The 14,971-nt window shown below is 34.1% G+C and carries 17 protein-coding genes; 13 read left to right on the forward strand and 4 right to left on the reverse strand.

Annotated elements, in window-relative coordinates; translation table 11 throughout:
• From R2Q59_RS05275 to R2Q59_RS05295, 5 genes are all read left to right on the forward strand, one after another.
• Positions 1 to 723, forward strand: coding sequence for an isoprenylcysteine carboxylmethyltransferase family protein (locus R2Q59_RS05275; RefSeq protein WP_316784198.1), 723 nt, complete (start codon positions 1 to 3; stop codon positions 721 to 723).
• Positions 711 to 1,148 carry a DUF3592 domain-containing protein gene (locus tag R2Q59_RS05280; protein ID WP_316784200.1) on the forward strand — a complete coding sequence of 146 codons (438 nt, stop codon included), beginning with the start codon at positions 711 to 713 and terminating at the stop codon, positions 1,146 to 1,148. Before R2Q59_RS05275 ends, R2Q59_RS05280 begins: the two co-directional genes overlap by 13 nt.
• A 2-nt stretch (positions 1,149 to 1,150) precedes the next feature.
• The gene (locus tag R2Q59_RS05285) at positions 1,151 to 2,044 is read left to right on the forward strand and encodes an SMP-30/gluconolactonase/LRE family protein (RefSeq protein WP_316784202.1); all 894 of its coding nucleotides are present in this window, start codon (positions 1,151 to 1,153) and stop codon (positions 2,042 to 2,044) included.
• A gap of 75 nt (positions 2,045 to 2,119) precedes the next feature.
• Positions 2,120 to 2,968, forward strand: a complete 849-nt coding sequence (locus R2Q59_RS05290; RefSeq protein WP_316784204.1) for an NAD(P)-dependent oxidoreductase — start codon at positions 2,120 to 2,122, stop codon at positions 2,966 to 2,968.
• Between the two features lie 198 nt (positions 2,969 to 3,166).
• Complete coding sequence (locus tag R2Q59_RS05295) at positions 3,167 to 3,412, forward strand: hypothetical protein (RefSeq protein ID WP_316766543.1); 246 nt, start codon at positions 3,167 to 3,169, stop codon at positions 3,410 to 3,412.
• A gap of 37 nt (positions 3,413 to 3,449) precedes the next feature.
• Here R2Q59_RS05295 and R2Q59_RS05300 read toward each other — a convergent pair whose 3' ends face one another.
• Positions 3,450 to 4,235 carry a mechanosensitive ion channel family protein gene (locus tag R2Q59_RS05300; protein WP_316766546.1) on the reverse strand — a complete coding sequence of 262 codons (786 nt, stop codon included), beginning with the start codon at positions 4,233 to 4,235 and terminating at the stop codon, positions 3,450 to 3,452.
• A gap of 185 nt (positions 4,236 to 4,420) precedes the next feature.
• Here R2Q59_RS05300 and R2Q59_RS05305 point away from each other — a divergent pair, with 185 nt between their 5' ends.
• Both R2Q59_RS05305 and R2Q59_RS05310 read left to right on the forward strand, forming a co-directional pair.
• Complete coding sequence (locus tag R2Q59_RS05305) at positions 4,421 to 4,609, forward strand: hypothetical protein (protein ID WP_316766549.1); 189 nt, start codon at positions 4,421 to 4,423, stop codon at positions 4,607 to 4,609.
• Between the two features lie 138 nt (positions 4,610 to 4,747).
• Positions 4,748 to 5,815, forward strand: coding sequence for a serine hydrolase domain-containing protein (locus R2Q59_RS05310; RefSeq protein WP_316766551.1), 1,068 nt, complete (start codon positions 4,748 to 4,750; stop codon positions 5,813 to 5,815).
• A 77-nt stretch (positions 5,816 to 5,892) separates the two neighbouring features.
• Here R2Q59_RS05310 and R2Q59_RS05315 read toward each other — a convergent pair whose 3' ends face one another.
• Complete coding sequence (locus tag R2Q59_RS05315) at positions 5,893 to 6,228, reverse strand: MerR family transcriptional regulator (protein ID WP_316766555.1); 336 nt, start codon at positions 6,226 to 6,228, stop codon at positions 5,893 to 5,895.
• A gap of 235 nt (positions 6,229 to 6,463) precedes the next feature.
• Between R2Q59_RS05315 and alaS the strand changes: the two genes are divergently transcribed.
• From alaS to R2Q59_RS05330, 3 genes are all read left to right on the forward strand, one after another.
• Positions 6,464 to 9,094, forward strand: a complete 2,631-nt coding sequence (gene alaS / locus R2Q59_RS05320) for an alanine--tRNA ligase (protein WP_316784206.1) — start codon at positions 6,464 to 6,466, stop codon at positions 9,092 to 9,094.
• 118 nt (positions 9,095 to 9,212) lie between these two features.
• Positions 9,213 to 9,779, forward strand: coding sequence for a hypothetical protein (locus R2Q59_RS05325; RefSeq protein ID WP_316784208.1), 567 nt, complete (start codon positions 9,213 to 9,215; stop codon positions 9,777 to 9,779).
• 16 nt (positions 9,780 to 9,795) lie between these two features.
• A complete protein-coding gene (locus tag R2Q59_RS05330) occupies positions 9,796 to 10,347 on the forward strand; it encodes a hypothetical protein (protein ID WP_316766561.1) in 552 nt (183 codons plus the stop codon).
• Between the two features lie 48 nt (positions 10,348 to 10,395).
• Here the strand turns inward: R2Q59_RS05330 and R2Q59_RS05335 are convergent, their stop codons facing one another.
• The gene (locus R2Q59_RS05335; RefSeq protein ID WP_316784209.1) at positions 10,396 to 10,932 is read right to left on the reverse strand and encodes a hypothetical protein; all 537 of its coding nucleotides are present in this window, start codon (positions 10,930 to 10,932) and stop codon (positions 10,396 to 10,398) included.
• Positions 10,933 to 10,965: 33 nt separating this feature from the next.
• A complete protein-coding gene (locus R2Q59_RS05340; RefSeq protein ID WP_316784211.1) occupies positions 10,966 to 11,316 on the reverse strand; it encodes a hypothetical protein in 351 nt (116 codons plus the stop codon).
• Positions 11,317 to 11,545: 229 nt separating this feature from the next.
• On the opposite strand from R2Q59_RS05340, the gene gatB reads away from it, so the two are divergent.
• The 3 genes from gatB to R2Q59_RS05355 all read left to right on the forward strand — a co-directional run bounded on the left by gatB (position 11,546) and on the right by R2Q59_RS05355 (position 14,912).
• Positions 11,546 to 13,006: an Asp-tRNA(Asn)/Glu-tRNA(Gln) amidotransferase subunit GatB gene (gatB, locus tag R2Q59_RS05345; RefSeq protein ID WP_316784213.1), complete on the forward strand. Its 1,461-nt coding sequence runs from the start codon at positions 11,546 to 11,548 to the stop codon at positions 13,004 to 13,006.
• A 3-nt stretch (positions 13,007 to 13,009) separates the two neighbouring features.
• Entirely contained in the window at positions 13,010 to 14,116 is a 1,107-nt protein-coding gene (locus tag R2Q59_RS05350; RefSeq protein WP_316784215.1) for a TlpA disulfide reductase family protein, read from the forward strand.
• Between the two features lie 106 nt (positions 14,117 to 14,222).
• A complete protein-coding gene (locus tag R2Q59_RS05355) occupies positions 14,223 to 14,912 on the forward strand; it encodes a response regulator transcription factor (protein ID WP_316766573.1) in 690 nt (229 codons plus the stop codon).
• The last annotated feature ends 59 nt before the right edge of the window (positions 14,913 to 14,971 follow it).

The following is a 14,971-nucleotide window of genomic DNA, read 5'->3' on the forward strand; positions in this document are numbered from 1 at the left end:
ATGATTGCTATAGGAAACTTTTTTTTCAGGTACAGAAACTTTTTATTCATTTTCTTGTACTTAGCTTTGTTTATTCCATCTCCTCAAATATTTAGAGAGAGTGAGTTTGGCGTAAATTATTATTTATATCCACTAGTTATCGGATTGTTTATTACCATATTAGGCCAGTTAATACGTGGGGTAGCTATTTCCCTAGCTTATATTGTTAGGGGTGGTTTAAACAAGAAGGTCCACGCAGATGATTTAGTAACAGAAGGTTTTTTTAATCACGGTCGAAATCCGCTATACGTAGGCAATATTTTAATGTTGGTGGGTGTAGGGATTTTAATGAATTCTGTGATTTTTATGTGCGTATTCATTCCGTTATTCTTATTTATTTATCAAGCAATTGTACTTGCCGAAGAAAACTTTTTAAGAGGAAAGTTCGGTAAACAGTTTGATGAATATTGTGCCCGTGTAAATAGGTGGTGGATTAACTTTAGTGGCATACACAAAACAATAGGCAGTATGGCTTTTAATGGCAAACGCTGGTTAATTAAAGAGTACAATACACAAACAGTTTGGATGTTGGGAATTGTAGTGATTTTGCTTTACTATTATCCTCAACTAACTGATGGAGACAATGCTTTAAGAGATAAAATTGGTATTACGGCTTTAGTTGTTTTAGCTGCTTATTACGTAATTATTCGTTATTTGAAAAAAAGTGGAAAGTGGAAGGCTTAAAGCTACTGGTTAACGAATTAAGTAATCCATACTTTATTGCCTCCATAATTGGATTGATCCTATTTTTAAGAGGATTAATGAATATTTATAAAAGGCAAAAGTATAAAAATAAGGCAATTTCAGTTATTGGCGAAGTTGAGGATTTAATTGAAGAGTCAAGCTTCGACTCAAATGTAAATGTTTTTTATCCCTTAGTAAGCTTCGATATAATGGAAGGGAAGACTGTCGCCTATAAAAATCACATAGGTACAAATCCATCCGCCTATAAAAAAAGAGAAAAAGTGAAAGTATTATTTTTACCTGAAAGCCCTAAAGACTTCATCATTGATGATAAAAAAAGTTATTTTTTTGAATATCTTATTTTAATTATTGGGTTAGTTGTTTTTTTTACTTGTTTAATTATATTTTTGATTGGTATATTTTAAACATGTTAAAATTTTTTCTAATTATTTTCTTTATCTCGTTGAATCTAGTTGCAAACGCCCAAATAGAAGAAAATCAAGCTCTATTTATTCAAGATAGCCTCAAACTGGTTTCTTCACAATTTAAGTTTACAGAAGGGCCTGCGGTAGATAAAAAAGGAAATATCTTCTTTACCGACCAACCAAATAATACCATTTGGAAATATGATGTTGAAGGTAAGTTATCGCTTTTTACAGCAAAGGCTGGAAGGGCAAATGGCTTATTCTTTGATAAAAAAGGTAATTTAATTGCTTGTGCTGATGAACAATTTGAACTATGGTCATTTGATAAAAATGCGGTAGCTACCATAATTTATAAAAATCCAAAAGGGGCCGATTTAAATGGTCCAAATGATTTATGGATCGATAAAAAAGGTGGGACTTATTTTACAGATCCCTATTATCAAAGAGATTATTGGACACGTAAAGCTCCAGCTATTATTGGAGAAAAAGTTTATTACCTTCCAAAAGAAAGTTCAAGTATAATAGCTGTTGATGATAGGTTACAAAGACCAAATGGAATTGTGGGTAGTCTGGATGGAAAAACCTTATATGTGACCGATGCAAAGGCAAATAAGACTTATAGGTATGATATTAAATCGGATGGAAGCCTAACTAATCGTAAACTGTTCGTAAGTCAGGGCTCTGATGGGATGACTTTAGATAACCAAGGTAACCTATACCTCACCAGAAAAGGAGTTACGATATACAATTCGAAAGGCGAACAAATAGGACATATCAATGTTCCTGAAAATCATACCGCAAATTTATGTTTTGGAGGAAAAAACAGAGATGTCTTGTTCATAACCGCATCTAAATCTATTTATACCATTAAAATGAAGGTTAAAGGAGTGGAGTAGTCCGGGTTATCAGTTTGCAGTTATCAGTTTGCAATTACCATTGACCATTAACCCTGGACTACCTATCTTTAAACCATGAACAATACAAAAATTGGTTTTATTGGTTTAGGGAAAATGGGTATCCCAATGGCTCAAAATTTAATTAATGCAGGCTATGAACTTTTTGTTTACAATAGAAGTGCCATCAAGGCTGATGATTTAATTGCAGAGGGAGCAAAATTTATTGATACACCAAGCGATTTATTGCAAGAATGTGAAGTTGTGATTTTAATGGTTGCTGATGATACAGCAACTAATGATGTCATTAATGGTGAACATGGTTTAATTCATTCAGCATCTGCTGGAAAAATCATCATCAACATGAGTACGGTTTCGCCAGCTATCAGTAAAGAAATGAAAGCTTTACTTGGTGAAAAAGATTCTTTTTATATTGATGCGCCAGTTTCTGGAAGTTTAAAACAAGCTATAGAAGGTTCATTGGTTATCATGGCCGGCGGAGATAAAACTGCATTTGAAAAAGTAAAACCCATATTTGATGTGCTGGGCAAATTGTCTTTACAAGTAGGAGAGATAGGAGCTGGTAATTCTGCTAAATTGGCTATAAATACCTTGTTAAGTTTTCATGCACAAGGCTTGGCAGAAGCAGTTTCATTCGCTAAAAAACAAGGGATTGATACTAAAGAGTTATTAGAGCTAATTAATAACAGTGCCTTAGGTAATGTGTTCATGAAAATTAAAGGTGATGCCATTTTGCAAGAAAATTATAATGCAGTTTTTGCCTTGAAACACATAGCTAAGGATTTAGGCTTAGCAAAAGCAGAAGGATTAAATTCGCCCTTGGCTAATGCGGCTTATGAGAGCTTTAAAAATGCAGAACAAGAATTAGGTGAGGAAGACATCATCGCCATAGCAAAGAAGGTATAAGTATATCACATTTATTACTTCTTTGTCAGAGAAAATTAACAATTTGTTGTTTTTAAATTTCAATAAATTCTGTAATTTCATATCTAGAGAAGATATTTAAATTTTTAGGGATTTATCATTAAAATTCATCAAACATTTTGATTGGTTTTATGGTTGTCTAATAAAGTTATTCAAATGGAAAATTAATTGATATGGGTCATGGTAAAAATTGATTATTTGTGCGAATTGTTTGAGAATCAACTTCCGCTGCTTTATACCTTAATGCAAGCAGACATGAGTGATGTTTTTTATGTGTGCGTTGGCGACCAGCTAATAGGGACAATTAACAAAGTTAAAGATGGCTGGGAGCAAATTGGTGGGAGGCAAATGCCTGATGAATTTATTGGAGAATTGGGACATTTTATAGAAACAAAATACCCAACACTAGAATATGCTGGAAGTTAGAATTCTATATTACTCCTAACTCGCAACTCCTAACTATTTAAAGTCCTGCCAATTTAATGCCTGAGTCTTTAACATCTTTTAATATCAATTCCTGTAAAGCAAGTTTGGTGTCTTGAAAGCCGTGTGCGTTTACCCAAACGTTAACACTTACTTTATAACTATCTCCTTCTAAACTAGCTACACCAATTCTTCTTTCTGGTTTTGCTAAGGTATTCTTGCATTTATCTATTGCGCCATTAATTACAGCTTTTAGTGCATCGAAATCTATGGCATTGCCAATTTTCAATTCAATGTCTAATCTTCTATTTCCTTGCCTGCTAATGTTAATGATCACTTCATTTGATAATTTGCTATTGGGTACAATTACTGCTCTGTTGTCAAAAGTTGTGATGAAAGTATAAAAGACTTGAATAGATGTAACTGTCCCTTCTAATCCTTGTGTTACAATATTATCTCCAACTTGGAAGGGCTTAACTAAAAGGATGATTATTCCACTGGCAAAATTTTGTAAGGTGCCTGAAAGTGCTAAACCAGCAGCTACTCCAAAGGCGCCAACTAGTGCAGTAAAGAGGGTCATCTCTATACCCAAAATTTGCATCACACCTAAAATGAGCAATACTCTTAATGCCACACCAATTACACTTATTAGAAAAGGTTTAGCAGTCGGGTCCACTTCCTTTTTGTGCATACTAGTTTGTATCCATTTGATGACAATTTTAACAAGCCACAAGCCAGCAAATAAAACGGCAATTCCTAAAATGAGACGTGGGCCAAATACAATCACCCAGTCATATACACGATTATAAAATTTCTCTAAATTCATTATTAAGTTAACAACTTAAATCGCTGGTGGTTTTCTTATGGTGGTAAAATAATAGGTAAGTAATTGGTTAACATATAGCTACATGATATTTTTTAAAAGATTTAAAACTTTTTTTTAATTAAATCCTTTATAAAGTATACATCGAAACAATCCAAAAATTTAACCCTAAAGAAAACAAGATGAAAATGAAATTTTTAATAGTTCTTGCAATTGCCGGTATGGCAGTAGTAGGATGTAGCTCAAGCAAAGAAGCAAATAGCACAATGGATTCACCTATGGTTGATACCAATAAAATAGATTCACCTATGGTTGATACCACCAAAAAAATGCCAGATACTACTAACAAACTCCCTGATACAACTAAAAATCAATAAAATTTAATAGTTATAGTTAATTAATACTGAACAATTGTAGGGTGGATGCTTTGCAATTGTTCTTTTTTAAGGCTATTACGCAAAAATTGGAATATCCTTTATGCAATTATTTATATTTGATATAATAATTCATTAAGTATGAGACATATAAAACTTCTTTTTATTGGGCTATTATTAAGCGCTCTTTCCGTTAAAGCACAAAACGATTTTACCAAAATAGATGCATGGCTTTCCGATAATGTTAAAGTAATGGGCGGGAGAGCATATCTTATGATATATAAAGATGGGAAAGTAATCTACTCCCATGGAGAAAGCGAATTAAATACTCGTCAAAAAATAGTAGGTAGAATGATGGCAAAACGCCAAGGCAAAACATTTAATCAAGATGATTATACTGCATCAACTTCACTTCAAATTGCTAGCTGTAGTAAATGGTTAAGTGCCTCATTAATTATGACTTTTGTTGATGAAGGTAAACTGAAATTGAATGACACGGTTGGAAAATATCTTCCGATCCTATCAAAAAAAGGTAAAGGGAAAATAACGATAGCTCAATGTCTATCTCATCAAACAGGTATAAAGGCTTTAAATTTAAAAGATGATTTAGAAGCCATGCGAAGCTATGCTAATATGGATGATGCAGTAGCTAATATAGCCAACTTGCCGATGGAAGGAGAGTCAGGTAAAGTATTTCGTTATAGCAATATAGGCTTACAAATTGCTGGTGCTGTAATAGAGAAAGTTGCAGGTAAAAACTTCGAACAACTTTTTCAAGAAAGAATAGCTCGGCCCTTAGCTATGAAGAACACTTCATTTGGGCAAAATAAGGTTGTTTTGCCAGCAGGTGGAGCGACCAGTTCGTCAGAAGATTACATAAACTTTTTGGTGATGGTTTTAAACAAAGGAGTTTATAAAGGCAATAGGATTTTAAGCGAAAACAGTATCAAAGAAATGCAGATTAATCGCATAACTGATGGTGTAAAAGTTGCTTATTCGCCATCAGAAGCCGGAGGAATTGGCTATGGCTTTGGAGAATGGGTAAGCAATGATACGGTTAGTAGTCCTGGTTTATTTGGTAGTTATCCTTTGGTTGACAACAAAAACAAATACGCAGCTTTTTTAATGACCTACTATTTGAAAAATGATGGCAAACAAGAAAGATATGTATCGCTTAAAAAAATATTGGATGAAGCGATAAGTAGGTAGGATGGAAGATGTAATGTGGAATTGAGAAAAGAGTATTGCGTAATGAGACAAGTTCTTTATTTCTTATTTCCCCTCTTCTATATCTCTTCATTCAGCTTCAATAAAAAATCTTTCAATTTCTCCAAAGAAGCAATCACTTTTTGATTTTCTTTAACTTCACCACTGTTGTTTTTTAAATGGTCTTTTGCGCCTTTTAAGGTAAAACCTTTATCATCCACCAGGTGGAAAATGATTTTTAAGTTTTCAATGTCTTCTGGGGTAAAAAGTCTATTTCCCTTTTTATTTTTTTTAGGTTGAAGTACGTCAAATTCCTTTTCGTAAAACCTAATTTGTGAAGCATTTACGCCAAACATTTCGGTAACCTCACCCATTGTATAATACATTTTATTAATTTCTCTCTCTTTATACGGCATCTTCTTAGCTGATTATGAATTGATTGTGAGTTTTACTTAAAGTATTCAAATGTAATCGGTTTTTAGTAAAATACCACAATAAAAATTTTAATTTTGTTAACGTTAAATAACCACAAAGACACTAAGAACTCAAAGGAATGTTTAGTAGTATGTTACAGGTTAGTTGCTGATAATTTTTGTTAGTCAATTAACAACATTTCAACTTTACAACATTCCAACATTACAACTTCCAAAGATGACAGCGAAAGAAATAAGACAGACCTATTTAGATTTTTTCAAAAGCAAGCAACATCACATTGTGCCATCTGCGCCAATTGTGGTTAAAAATGACCCTACATTAATGTTTACCAATGCAGGGATGAACCAGTTTAAAGATTTGTTTTTAGGAGAAGCTGCCATTAAATATCCCCGTGTTGCCGATACGCAACGTTGTTTACGTGTTTCTGGTAAACATAACGACTTAGAAGAAGTAGGGATTGATACTTATCACCATACCATGTTCGAGATGTTGGGCAACTGGAGTTTTGGAGATTATTTCAAAAAAGAAGCTATTGCCTGGAGCTGGGAATTATTAACTGAAGTTTATAAAATTCCGAAAGACCAATTGTACGTCTCTATTTTTGAGGGTGATGAAAAAGAAGGTTTACCAAGAGATACAGAAGCTTTTGAACTTTGGAAACAGTTTGTAGATGAAGACAGGATCATATTAGGCAATAAAAAAGACAATTTCTGGGAGATGGGCGATACTGGACCTTGTGGACCTTGCTCAGAAATCCATGTTGATTGTCGTCCCTTAGCTGAGCGTTTGGCGGTAAGCGGTAAGAGTTTAGTTAATGCCGACCATCCTCAAGTAATTGAGATTTGGAATAATGTATTCATGCAGTTTAACAGAGTGAAGGATGGTTCTCTAAAACCTTTACCTGCACAACATGTGGATACAGGAATGGGCTTTGAGCGTTTAGTGCGTGTTTTACAAGGAAAAACCTCAAATTATGATTCAGATGTTTTCCAACCATTAATTCAATTTATTGCAGATAAATCTGGATTTGAATATAGTAGCAGTGCTGAACCTGGAGATAAAGGATGGAACGAGGCTGTAGCCATGCGTGTAATGGCCGACCATATTAGAGCCATCTCTTTTGTAATTGCTGATGGACAATTACCTTCAAATAATAAAGCTGGTTATGTAATTCGTCGTATTTTGCGTAGAGCTGTGCGTTATGCTTACACATTCTTGAATTTAAAAGAACCATTCTTAAACCAATTGGTGCCAGTTTTAGCTGAGCAGTTTAAGGGTGTGTTTGATGAATTGTATCTGCAGAAAGACTTCGTTCAAAAAGTAGTTTTAGAAGAAGAGGTTTCGTTTTTGAGAACTTTAGCTACTGGTATTCAGCGTTTTGAGAAGTATGAAACAAAAGATGTAATTGATGGAAATTTCGCTTTTGAATTATATGATACTTTCGGTTTTCCAATAGATCTGACAGAGTTGATGGCTCGTGAAAAAGGATTGTCTGTTGATATGGAAGGTTTCAATAAAGCATTGGCAGAACAAAAAAATCGCTCTCGTGCTGCAACTGCAATTGATACGGGAGATTGGATAATTGTAAACCAAGATAACGATACCGAATTTGTTGGTTATGATTTAACAGAGATTGAAACCGAGATTTTAAAATACCGCAAAGTAAGTGCAAAAGGTAAGGAGCAATATCAAATTGTTTTACGCCAAACCCCTTTTTATGCAGAAAGTGGCGGTCAGGTAGGCGATACTGGTCGCTTAGAAGACCATAGCCGTCAGTTTTGGGTAGAAATTACCGATACCAAAAAAGAAAATGGCGTTATTGTTCATTATACAGATACTTTACCTATCGACCTTGATGGTAAATTTTGGGCAGTAATTGACGAAGATAAAAGAGAATTAACAGAAGATAATCACTCGGCAACTCACTTATTACATGCAGCCTTAAAAAAGGTTTTAGGTGCACACGTAAACCAAAAAGGAAGTTTAGTGAACGCTGAAAACCTACGTTTCGATTTTTCACATTTTGCAAAAATTAGTGAAGATGATTTAGCAGAAGTTGAATATATCGTTAACCAGAAAATTAGAGCTAACATCAAATTAAAGGAACAAAGAAATGTACCTTATGATGATGCAATTAATTCTGGTGTAACAGCCTTATTTGGTGAAAAATATGGTGATTTTGTTCGTGTAATTACTTTCGACGACCATTTCTCTAAAGAACTTTGTGGCGGTACACACGTTAAAGCAACCGGACAAATTGGTTATTTTAAAATTGTTTCTGAAAGTGCTGTGGCAGCTGGTGTGCGTAGGATAGAGGCTATTACAGCTGATAAAGCAGAACAATTCATCGTTAACCAGAGTAAAGAGTTACATCAACTTAAAAATATCCTAAAAGGAGCTCAAAATATCAGCGCTGCAGTGCAAGCTTTAATAGACGAAAATGCCAAACTTAAGAAAGAAGTAGAAAAAAGCATTTTAGCGAAGGCTGGAGATATGAAACAAGATATCGCAGCTAAAGCAGAAAATATAAACGGCATCAATTTTATTGCCACTCAAGTAGATTTGCCTAACGCAGAAGCAGTTAAAAACTTAGCTTTTGAAGTAAAAGCTTTAGTGCCCGATTTATACTTAGTTTTAACCACTTTAATTGACAATAAACCAGGTATAACAGTAATGATTTCTGAAAACATAGTTTCAGATAGCTTAAATGCGGCTAAAATCGTTCGTGAATTGGGTAAAGAAATCCAAGGTGGTGGTGGCGGTCAGCCATTTTATGCAACTGCTGGTGGTAAAAATGCTGCAGGTTTAGCTCAAGTATTAGAAAAAGCAAAGAGTTTTATAGGTTAGTTTTAGTTGTAAAGGGTAAAAGTTCGGAAGTCAGAGGCCGAATTAAAAACCTTTAACTAAAGTATTAGGAATTAAAAAAACATTTTATACTTTAGAGCTAAGAAAAACAAAATTACCTATGAAAAAATTAATACTCTCAGGCTTATTACTAGCCTCATCTGTTTTTGTATTTGCTCAAAAGGTAGATACTGCAGCAAGCAAAAGTAAAATCAATGGCGACAATGAGTTAAAATTAAATCTAATTTATACTGTTGCTGGTTTTCCAGAGCTAAATTACGAGAGAATTATCAAAGACGATATGAGTGTTGGTATCGCAGTACTGGTTGGTATAGAAAAAAGCGCAGAGTATTCATTTGGGGTAATTCCGAATTATAGAATTTACTTTGGTGGTAAAAAGGCTAATGGCTTCTTTATTGAAGGAAATGCAGCTATAATTTCTAATAGAGACGAATATTATGATTATAGTTCCTTGGCCTATACTTCATATCCCCCTGGTTATAACCCAACTTTCAACCCAATTTCTAAAACCTATACTAATTTTGGCTTAGGAGCAGCAGCAGGAGCTAAATTCTTGACTAAGAATGGTTTTGTTGGAGAAATATATTTAGGTGTTGGGAGGCTTTTTGGTAGTACAACAATAGATGCTTACGCCAGAAGTGGTATTACTATTGGCAAAAGATTTTAATCAGAAATTCATAAATATGAAAAAATTAATACTCTCAGGCTTTTTATTAGCCTCAACTATCTTTACATACGCTCAAAAAGTGGATACTGCTTCTAGCAAGAATTCTGGTATAGGCGGCAACAATGAGTTAAAACTAAACCTAGCCTATACTGTTGGTGGTTTTCCTGAAATAAATTATGAGAGGATTTTGAAGGATGACATGAGTGTTGGTCTTGCTGTATTGTTTGGAATTGATCAAAATCCTGAATTTAATTTTGGGATTATACCTAATTTTAGAGTCTATTTTGGCGGTAAAAAAGCAAATGGTTTTTTTATTGAAGGAAATGCAGCAGTTATTTCTTCTGATGGTTATGGCTCTTATTATAAATATGACTATGTCACAGATGTTTATACCTATTATGGAGATAAAACCCAAACAAATTTTGGTTTAGGAGCTGCTGCTGGAGCTAAATTCCTTACAAAAAATGGTTTTGTCGGTGAGATTTATTTGGGTGCAGGTAGACTCTTTGGCGCTAACAACGCTGATGCTTACCCGCGAGCAGGTATTACTATTGGAAAAAGATTTTAAAATAAAAAAGTCCCGACCATTTGGTCGGGACTTTTTTATTTATTTTGATTAATGCTTCCCTTTTCCATTTCCGTTGTTCCCTTTTCCACTATTTCCTTTACCAGGGCTATTCATAATCACTTTTCCTTTTGCGTTACCACTATATATCTTTTTAGCTTGTCCTGGTGGCATTCCATGTGGATGACCTTTAACAACAAAGTACTTTTTATCGTTACTGTTTTTAATGACAAGTTGTTTACCTCCATAGTTTTTAAACTTGGCATATTTAACTTTATCTGTGTTGTAATTTAGATAAGGCCTATCTCCATTAACAACAACTTTGTAGCCATTATAAAGATTATAACTGCTGTAACGAGCAGGCAAGGTGTTGTTAAAAACCCAATTGCCATTATTTAAGTAAACAAATTGTCGTTTTGGTACGCTATAGTAACTATCTACATCCGGTAGGTAGTAATAATCTACGTGGTCGTAGCCAGTTGGTCCCCATAAGGGTTGAGCGCTGATGTTAATATTAATTTGCGCTGTAGCGGTATTGTTTAGTAACGAAGCTATCCCTAGCATGGCTACCAGCATCAATTTTTTCATTTTATTATATTTAGTTATTGGTGAATATTTGAATTAATGTCTTCCTTTACCATGGCCTCTACCATGTTTAAAAGACTTGTTATAATGTTTATAGCTAACATTTTTAACTGAATAATGTCTGCTTACAGGTCTGTAGCTACTATAATAGGTACGGCGTTGAGGCTGTGCCCTATATACTACCACATTTCTTTTTGGATAATAATTGTAGTTACGATGGTACCTTACATTTCTATCTACATAAACTACGGGAGCTGGTTCATAATAGGTATTGTAACCATAATAAGCAGGTGTGCCGATGTTAACATTAATACTAACTTGAGCTTTTGCTGGTTGATAAGCAACTGATGCAATTCCTAACATTGCAAATACGATTAATTTTTTCATCTGTATAAAGTTTTGGTTTTAATTGTGATGAAGCTATCAGAATTTTCCATCCCACTTTGTGGTTTGAAAAACCATGATGGTTTCATAGCTTTAAAATTTTGCGTGTACCAATATCAAATCCATTTCTATGCCATAAGTATATTGTTAGCCTTTTTACAATAGAATTGATTGATATTTTTCTATCTTTGACTAGTCATAAATGACTGTTTTAATACATATTACCCGCTAAATGAGTACAAAAACTGCAACTGAAAATGTAACCTTCGAATTGGTTTCTGGTTTAGAAATACATGTACAGTTAAACACACAATCAAAAATATTTTCTTCTGATAGCGCCACTTTTGGGGCAAAACCTAATGAGCACATTTCGCCAGTTTCATTGGCTTTGCCAGGTGCTTTACCTAAATTGAATAAGGAAGTTGTTGCTAAAGCAATTAGAATAGGATTGGCCTTAAACTGTGAAATCAATCAGCATAACTTTTTCGACCGTAAGAATTATTTCTATGCAGATTTGCCAAAGGGGTATCAAATTACTCAAGATAATAGCCCTATTTGTAGAAATGGGTTTCTGAATGTGGTTTTAGCCAATGGCGAAGAAAAAAGAATTGGCATCAACAGGATACATTTAGAGGAAGATGCAGGTAAAAGCCTACATGACCAAGATGCTAAGTATTCTTATGTAGATTTAAATAGGGCAGGCGTTCCATTAATTGAGATTGTAACTGAACCAGATATTCGCAGTGCGGAAGAAGCATCGGCTTTGTTAACTGAAATTAGGCAATTGGTGCGCCATTTAAATGTGAGTGATGGTAACATGGAAGAAGGCTCATTGCGTTGTGATGCCAACATATCTATTCGTGAAATCGGCACTACTGAATTTGGCACTCGTTGCGAAGTTAAAAACCTAAACTCTATTAGAAATGTACGTAGAGCAATGGAATTTGAATTCGGCAGACAGGTTGAAGTAACATCAAATGGAGGTAAAATTATCCAGAGCACTTTAAATTTTGACGCAGATAAAGGTACCACATCGCCTATGCGTACCAAAGAGGAGGCTAATGATTACCGTTATTTTCCAGACCCAGATTTACAACCGATTTCCATATCTGATGAATGGTTAGCAGAAATTAAATCGGCCATGCCAGCCTTACCAAAAGAAATTGCAAAACAATTGATTGCTGATTTTAGCATTAATAAAACGGAAGCAAATTTATTGGCAGAGGACACAGATTTATACAATTATTTTAATGAAGCTAAGCTTGAGGTTAAAAATCAAAAGAGTTTGGTTAACTGGTTGTTAGGTTCTGTTAGGGCTTTGTTAAATGAAAAAGGAATCGGTATTGCCGATTACAAAGTAAAACCTAATCAATTAGCTGCTGTTATTAACTTGGTAGATGATAAAAAGGTAAGTCAGGCTAATGCATTGCAACAACTTTTACCTGCTTTAGAGGAAAAGGATACTGATGTTGAAAGCCTAGCAGCTCAATTAAATTTACTGATTGTAGAAGACAATGATGCCTTATCTGGATTTATAGATGAGGTGTTTGCAAAATACCAACCACAAGTACAAGCATACAAATCTGGCAAAAAAGGCGTTTTAGGTTTGTTTGTTGGTGAGGTAATGAAATTAGCAAAAGGCAAAGCCGATGCCAAGAAAATAAGTGATTCAATCATAGAAAAATTAAAATAAAAGATGAAGAAATTAATATATGTATTAGCCTTGGCAACTGTTTTTACAGCTTGTAAAGACAAAACGAAATTTACTATAGATGGTAAGTTTGAAAATGTTGGTGCAGAAAAGAAAGTGTATTTATACGGAATGTCAAGTAACAGCATGGTTGTTTTAGATTCGACCAACTTATCTGAGAAAGGTGAATTTGAATTTAAAGGAGTTGCACCAGAAGCTGATTTTTATCGTGTAAACAATGGGACAAATGAATACATGTTAATTGCTAAAAATGGTGATGAAGTTATCATAAATGCAGATTTAAATAATAAAAATCACGAATATAAACTTAGTGGTTCTGATGATGCTGAAAAGATAACAGAGTTTAATACACTAAAGAATACCTATTCGGCAAAAGTGGAAACCATCAAGAGTGATTTTGAGCAAAAGGTAGCCGCCAATCCTGATAGTAGAGAAGCATTAATACAACAAATTACACCTACATACATGGCTGCATTAAAAGAATTAAATGATGCTATTATTAAATTTGCACAAGAAAATACAAAATCGCTAGTTAGCTTTTACGCCATCAGTTTAATTAATCCACAAGGTAATGAAGCTGCCATGGTTGCTTATGCTGAGAAAGTGGATGAAGATTTAAAGAAAAATACTGCTGTTAAAACATTTGTAGAAAAAGTGACTAAATTAAAAGCAGTGCAGGTTGGTCAACAGGCACCTAATTTCAGTATCAATTCTATTGATGGAAAAACTATTAACCTAACAGATTTTAAAGGAAAATATACTTTAATTGATTTTTGGGCTTCATGGTGCGGGCCATGTAGAAATGAAAACCCAAATGTGGTTAAAGCTTACAATAAGTTTAAAGATAGAAACTTCACTATTTTAGGTATTTCTTTAGATAAAGATAAAGCTGCTTGGCAACAAGCTATTAAACAAGATGGTTTAACATGGACACATGCAAGTGAATTAGCCGACTTTGAAGGAGCAAGCGTAAGGTTATATCAGGTAGAGGCAATACCGGCTTCTTTTCTTATTGACCCAAGTGGAAAAATCATCGCTAGAAACCTTAGAGGCGAAGAACTGGAAACTTTTTTAAACAAGACATTACCCTAAACCTAACTCAGTGTTAAAATATTTGACTTGCTTAACAATTTGTTAACCTAGTTTTAACCCAATAGTGCAAATCAATACTTACTTTCGTAATAAATAAAAATAAGCGATGAGCACAGCGAAACAGAAAATATTAATTGTTGATGATGAACCGGATATTTTAGAGCTGATTGAATACAACTTAAAAAAAGAAGGTTATCAGGTATTTTTAGCAAGCAATGGTCAGGAAGGAATTACTGTTGCCAAAAAAGTTCAACCAGATTTGATTATTTTGGATATCATGATGCCCAAAATGGATGGAATTGAAGCTTGTCGTTTAATGAGGGCAATACCTGAGTTTAAAAATACTTTCATGGTGTTTTTAACTGCTAGGAGCGAAGAGTACTCTGAAATTGCTGGTTTTAATGTGGGTGCTGATGATTACATCGCCAAACCAATTAAACCAAGAGCATTAGTAAGCAGGATAAATGCTATTCTTCGAAGAAATACAAGTGGCGAAGAAGTATCTGACAACAAAGTTGAAATAGGCGATTTAGTAATTGATAGAGAAGCTTATTTGGTGTATCAAAACGGAACTAAAGTTGTTTTAGCTAAAAAAGAATTCGAATTATTGTATTTGTTAGCTTCGAAACCAGGTAAAGTTTATACAAGAGAATCAATCCTTAAAAACATCTGGGAAGATTCAGTTGTGGTAACCAATCGTACCATTGATGTTCATATCCGTAAACTCCGTGAAAAACTAGGCGAAACTTATGTAGCTACTGTAAAAGGAGTTGGTTATAAGTTTGAGTTGAGTTAAATAGTCAGAAAGACAGTAAAGTCGGAAAGTCCGAAAGATAATATTTAAAAATATAATTA

Origin of the sequence: Pedobacter frigiditerrae, from assembly GCF_032678705.1 — a bacterium.
Taxonomy (GTDB): domain Bacteria; phylum Bacteroidota; class Bacteroidia; order Sphingobacteriales; family Sphingobacteriaceae; genus Pedobacter; species Pedobacter frigiditerrae_A.

Excerpts from the sequence above, each read along its gene's own strand:
- R2Q59_RS05275 (WP_316784198.1), top strand. The coding sequence starts at position 1 with ATGATTGCTATAGGAAACTTTTTTTTCAGGTACAGAAACTTTTTATTC.
- R2Q59_RS05285 (WP_316784202.1), top strand. The coding sequence starts at position 1,151 with ATGTTAAAATTTTTTCTAATTATTTTCTTTATCTCGTTGAATCTAGTT.
- R2Q59_RS05290 (WP_316784204.1), top strand. The coding sequence starts at position 2,120 with ATGAACAATACAAAAATTGGTTTTATTGGTTTAGGGAAAATGGGTATC.
- R2Q59_RS05295 (WP_316766543.1), top strand. The coding sequence starts at position 3,167 with ATGGTAAAAATTGATTATTTGTGCGAATTGTTTGAGAATCAACTTCCG.
- R2Q59_RS05300 (WP_316766546.1), bottom strand. The coding sequence starts at position 4,235 with ATGAATTTAGAGAAATTTTATAATCGTGTATATGACTGGGTGATTGTA.
- R2Q59_RS05305 (WP_316766549.1), top strand. The coding sequence starts at position 4,421 with ATGAAATTTTTAATAGTTCTTGCAATTGCCGGTATGGCAGTAGTAGGA.
- R2Q59_RS05310 (WP_316766551.1), top strand. The coding sequence starts at position 4,748 with ATGAGACATATAAAACTTCTTTTTATTGGGCTATTATTAAGCGCTCTT.
- R2Q59_RS05315 (WP_316766555.1), bottom strand. The coding sequence starts at position 6,228 with ATGCCGTATAAAGAGAGAGAAATTAATAAAATGTATTATACAATGGGT.
- alaS (WP_316784206.1), top strand. The coding sequence starts at position 6,464 with ATGACAGCGAAAGAAATAAGACAGACCTATTTAGATTTTTTCAAAAGC.
- R2Q59_RS05325 (WP_316784208.1), top strand. The coding sequence starts at position 9,213 with ATGAAAAAATTAATACTCTCAGGCTTATTACTAGCCTCATCTGTTTTT.
- R2Q59_RS05330 (WP_316766561.1), top strand. The coding sequence starts at position 9,796 with ATGAAAAAATTAATACTCTCAGGCTTTTTATTAGCCTCAACTATCTTT.
- R2Q59_RS05335 (WP_316784209.1), bottom strand. The coding sequence starts at position 10,932 with ATGAAAAAATTGATGCTGGTAGCCATGCTAGGGATAGCTTCGTTACTA.
- R2Q59_RS05340 (WP_316784211.1), bottom strand. The coding sequence starts at position 11,316 with ATGAAAAAATTAATCGTATTTGCAATGTTAGGAATTGCATCAGTTGCT.
- gatB (WP_316784213.1), top strand. The coding sequence starts at position 11,546 with ATGAGTACAAAAACTGCAACTGAAAATGTAACCTTCGAATTGGTTTCT.
- R2Q59_RS05350 (WP_316784215.1), top strand. The coding sequence starts at position 13,010 with ATGAAGAAATTAATATATGTATTAGCCTTGGCAACTGTTTTTACAGCT.
- R2Q59_RS05355 (WP_316766573.1), top strand. The coding sequence starts at position 14,223 with ATGAGCACAGCGAAACAGAAAATATTAATTGTTGATGATGAACCGGAT.